Origin of the sequence: Bradyrhizobium sp. (genome assembly GCF_019244115.1) — a bacterium.
Classification (GTDB): Bacteria; Pseudomonadota; Alphaproteobacteria; order Rhizobiales; family Xanthobacteraceae; genus Bradyrhizobium.
On the sequence record NZ_JAFATE010000401.1, the window covers coordinates 1 to 4,296 of the forward strand.

Here is a 4,296-nt window from a genome sequence, read left to right on the forward strand (position 1 = left end):
GAATTCGTGCGACAGCTACGCCAGGATCGACTGCCGGCCCGTCATCGGCGATCTCAACGAACTCGCCGAATGGGACGTGTTCTGCCGCCGCTCGGGCTGGTCCGGCGGCGCAGCCATCCATATCGATACCGGCATGAACCGGCTCGGACTTTCGCTCGCCGAGGCGCAAAGCCTCCGGCCCAGAATCGAGACCGGCAATCACGGCATCACGCTCGTGATGAGCCATCTCGTCTCCTCCGAGCTCATCAATAGTCCCGCCAACGCGCGGCAGCTCGCAACCTTCAGGCAGATCGCAAGCCTGTTCACGGGCGTGCCGGCGTCGCTGTCAAACTCCTCCGGCATCTATCTCGGTGCCCCCTTCCAGTTCGACATGGTGCGGCCGGGCGCCGCTCTCTATGGCGTCAATCCGACGCCTGAGGCGGACAATCCGATGCAGCCGGTGGTCGATCTGAAGGCCCGCATCGTGCAGATCCGCACCATCGAGCGCGGCGACACCGTCGGCTATGGCGGCACCTGGACCGCGCGGCGGCCGACCCGGCTCGCCATCGTCGCGGCCGGCTACGCCGACGGCTATTTTCGCGCGGCAGGGTCCAGTGACGGCACTCGCGGGGCCGAGGTCGTGGTGGCCGGCCAGCGCTGCCCGATCGCCGGGCGCGTCTCCATGGACCTGATGGCGATCGACATCACCGACCTGCCGCCCAAGGCGGCGCGGCGTGGACACATGGTCACGCTGATCGGCGAAGGCATCACCGTCGACGAGCTCGCCCATCATTTCGGCACGATCGGCTACGAGGTGCTGACCAGCCTCGGCTCACGCTATGCCCGCATCTACAAGGGCAGCAACGGCGCGGCCGCCTCCGATGAGGCGCCTGCTTCGCCTGACGTGCCTGCCTGACCCTATTGCTATTGCCCGGCGAGCACCTTCCTGCAGGCTTCGCTGACTTTATCGCCCTGCTTGTTCAGGCAGGCGATGATCCGGCCACCGCCGGGTTTCACGCCCTTGCAGTACCTGCTGTAGTCTCCCTGGCACGCGGCGCGCTGCTCCGCCGTCAGATTCTGGGCCGGTGCGGTCGCGGCAAATGCAACGGCGAAGGCAGCAACAGTCAAACTGAGCTTTTTCATGAGACCTCCGACAAGGCGGTGCGCTGGCCGGCGCAGTCTGCACGTCAGGGTCGCAATTTTCAACCAGAACGCTCCAAAACAACGTCGGCATCGCGGCGTGTCAATCTGGAGCTGCCTGTCGTTCTCCGGGTTGTGTCGTTCAGCCTGCAATGACAATGAGCGAGAGTCGCGGAGAGAAGCATTTGGGCGTCCTGTTCGTCCTCATCGTCGGTCTTTTGGCCGGCACCATTTCCGGCATCGTCGGCACCGGCTCGTCGATCATGCTGATGCCGGTTCTGGTCTACGAATACGGGCCCAAGCAGGCGGTGCCGATCATGGCGGTGGCGGCCGTGCTCGCCAATCTCTCGCGCATTCTCGCCTGGTGGCGCGAGGTCGACTGGCGCGCCTGCGCCACCTATTCGGTCACGGGTATTCCGGCCGCAGCGCTAGGCGCGCGCACCCTGCTCGCTTTGCCTTCCCATGCCGTAGAGATCACAATCGGCCTGTTTCTGATCGCGATGGTGCCGGTGCGCCATTGGCTCGCCAGGCACCAGCTCAAGGCCAATCTTTGGCACCTGGCAGTCGGCGGCGCGGTGATCGGCTTCCTGACCGGCATCGTGGTGTCGACGGGCCCCCTGAGCGTGCCGCTGTTCCTGTTCTATGGCCTCACCAAGGGCGCATTTCTGGCGACCGAAGCCGCAAGCTCGCTCGGTCTCTATTTCAGCAAGTCGGTCACTTTCGAGCGGCTAGGCGCGCTGACCGCCGACATCGCGCTGAAAGGCCTGGTCGCGGGCTCGTCGCTGATGTTTGGCGCCTTCATCGCCAAGCGATTCGTGCTGCATCTGAAGCCCGACGTGTTCCGCCTGGTGATGGACGCGATCATGATCGTGGCGGGCCTTTCCATGCTATGGAATGCCACCCAGACACCCTGAGATCCGATTCCCAAGATGGCCAAATCCGCCCTCTCCTTCGTCTGCCAGAACTGCGGCGCGGCCTATAATCGCTGGCAGGGCAAGTGCGAGTCCTGCGGCGAGTGGAACACGCTCGCCGAAGAGGACACGACGGGTGCGACCTCGATGCCGGTGTCGGTACGTTCCAGGCGCAAGGGCCGCACCTTCAAGCTGGAAAGCCTCTCCGGCAAGAGCCAGGACGCCCCGCGCCTGCCCTCCGGCATGGCGGAGCTCGACCGCGTCACCGGCGGCGGTTTCGTCCGCGGCTCGGTGCTTTTGGTTGGCGGCGATCCCGGGATCGGCAAATCGACGCTCCTGACCCAGACCACGAGCCTCTTAGCCCGCGCCGGCCACCGTGCGGTCTATATTTCGGGCGAAGAGGCGATCGCGCAGGTTCGCCTGCGCGCCGAGCGGCTCGGGCTCGCCGACGCGCCGGTGCAGCTCGCCGCGGAGACCTCGGTGGAGGACATCGTCTCGACCCTGTCAGAGGGATCGGTCCCGCGCCTGATCGTGATCGATTCGATCCAGACCATGTGGACCGACACGGTTGAATCCGCGCCCGGCACTGTGACCCAGGTGCGCGCCTCGGCCCAGGCGCTGATCCGCTTTGCCAAGAAATCGGGTGCGGCGATCATCCTGGTCGGCCATGTCACCAAGGATGGCCAGATCGCCGGTCCCCGGGTGGTCGAGCACATGGTGGACGCAGTGCTGTCGTTCGAGGGCGAAGGCTCGCAGCAGTTCCGCATCCTGCGCGCCGTGAAGAACCGGTTCGGCCCGACCGACGAGATCGGCGTGTTCGAGATGACCGGCCTCGGCCTGCGCGAGGTCACAAACCCGTCTGAGCTGTTTTTGTCGGAACGCGATCTCGGCACGCCGGGCACGGCGGTGTTCGCCGGCATCGAGGGAACACGGCCTGTGCTGGTCGAGCTGCAAGCGCTGGTAGCAGCAACTTCGCTCGGCACGCCGCGGCGCGCGGTCGTCGGCTGGGATCCGAGCCGGCTCTCGATGGTGCTGGCAGTACTGGAGGCCCATTGCGGGGTCAAACTGTCAGGTCATGACGTTTATTTGAACGTTGCCGGCGGCCTGCGCATCCATGAGCCGGCAGCCGATCTTGCCGCCGCGGCGGCACTCGTATCCTCGCTCACCAATGCGCCATTGCCCACCGATGCGGTCTATTTCGGCGAGATTTCGCTCTCCGGGGTGGTCCGCCCGGTGGCGCAGACATCAGCGCGATTGAAGGAAGCGGCGAAACTCGGCTTCGGCCGCGCCGTACTTCCCGAGTCGGCGCGCGGCGAGGTCGGCTCCGATGCGGGGCTCACACTCAATGCAGTGGGCGGACTGACCAGCCTGGTGGCTGAAATCGCCGCCCGCGGACTGAAAGGGAACCGGGAGTCTCCAGTGAGTGAAAAAAATGCCACACCAGCGAGATTCCGCCGCCACGACGGCTAGGCGGACGTGACCTTGCCGCCACACGCCGCTATACATCCGCCCGCGCAAGCCTGACGGGTGGTAAACAGGGACTTGCGGGGCAGTCGGTCCAACCCTCAACTCAAATGCGGTAACGCAGGACCGATTCGGGGCATTTCAACTGACAAAGCGAAGCTGACCAGCCGATGCCGATAACCCTTCTCGATCTCGTCCTGCTCGGGGTCATGCTGATTTCCGGGCTGCTCGCGATGGTCCGCGGCTTCATGCGCGAGATTCTGTCGATCGCGGCCTGGGGCGCGGCGGCGGTCACGACCCTCTACTCGTTCAACAAGCTGCTGCCGACCGCAAAAACCTATTTTTCCAATGATACGGTGGCGGCCGTCGTGGTCGTGGCCGGCGTGTTCGTCGGCACGTTGATCGTCGTGTCCGTGATCACGGTGCGGATCTCCGACATGATCCTGGATTCCCGGATCGGCGCGCTCGACCGCACGCTCGGCTTCCTGTTCGGCCTTGCGAGGGGTCTGTTGATCGTGGTCGTGGCCTTCCTGTTCTTCAGCTGGCTGGTGCCGGAGAAGCAGCGCCCGGACTGGGTTACCGGGGCGAAATCACGAGTTGTGCTGCAAGGGACTGGGGACTGGCTGATGTCGCTCTTGCCGGATGACCCCGAAAACACCATTTTAAAACGACTCAAGAAAAATAAACCGGAAGATGACCAGGCTGACAGTGGCGAACCGCCCCCGCCGGGCAGCGACGGCTATAGCAAGCCCGCCCGCGACAGCCTGAAAAAGCTGATCGAGAAGCCCGCGGCGCGGTGAAG

The 4,296-nt window shown here is 64.8% G+C and carries 5 protein-coding genes; 4 read left to right on the forward strand and 1 reads right to left on the reverse strand.

The window, feature by feature from the left end:
- On the forward strand, nucleotides 1-895 hold an 895-nt coding region (gene alr, locus JOZ76_RS17745; RefSeq protein WP_291700229.1), incomplete at its 5' end, for an alanine racemase.
- A gap of 8 nt (nucleotides 896-903) precedes the next feature.
- Here alr and JOZ76_RS17750 read toward each other — a convergent pair.
- Nucleotides 904-1,122: a hypothetical protein gene (locus JOZ76_RS17750; RefSeq protein ID WP_291700231.1), complete on the reverse strand. Its 219-nt coding sequence runs from the start codon at nucleotides 1,120-1,122 to the stop codon at nucleotides 904-906.
- A gap of 182 nt (nucleotides 1,123-1,304) precedes the next feature.
- Between JOZ76_RS17750 and JOZ76_RS17755 the strand changes: the two genes are divergently transcribed.
- The 3 genes from JOZ76_RS17755 to JOZ76_RS17765 all read left to right on the forward strand — a co-directional run bounded on the left by JOZ76_RS17755 (nucleotide 1,305) and on the right by JOZ76_RS17765 (nucleotide 4,294).
- Entirely contained in the window at nucleotides 1,305-2,033 is a 729-nt protein-coding gene (locus JOZ76_RS17755) for a sulfite exporter TauE/SafE family protein (protein ID WP_291700237.1), read from the forward strand.
- Between the two features lie 15 nt (nucleotides 2,034-2,048).
- Nucleotides 2,049-3,500: a DNA repair protein RadA gene (radA, locus tag JOZ76_RS17760; protein ID WP_291700233.1), complete on the forward strand. Its 1,452-nt coding sequence runs from the start codon at nucleotides 2,049-2,051 to the stop codon at nucleotides 3,498-3,500.
- 164 nt (nucleotides 3,501-3,664) lie between these two features.
- A complete protein-coding gene (locus JOZ76_RS17765; protein ID WP_291700235.1) occupies nucleotides 3,665-4,294 on the forward strand; it encodes a CvpA family protein in 630 nt (209 codons plus the stop codon).
- Nucleotides 4,295-4,296: the final 2 nt, after the last annotated feature.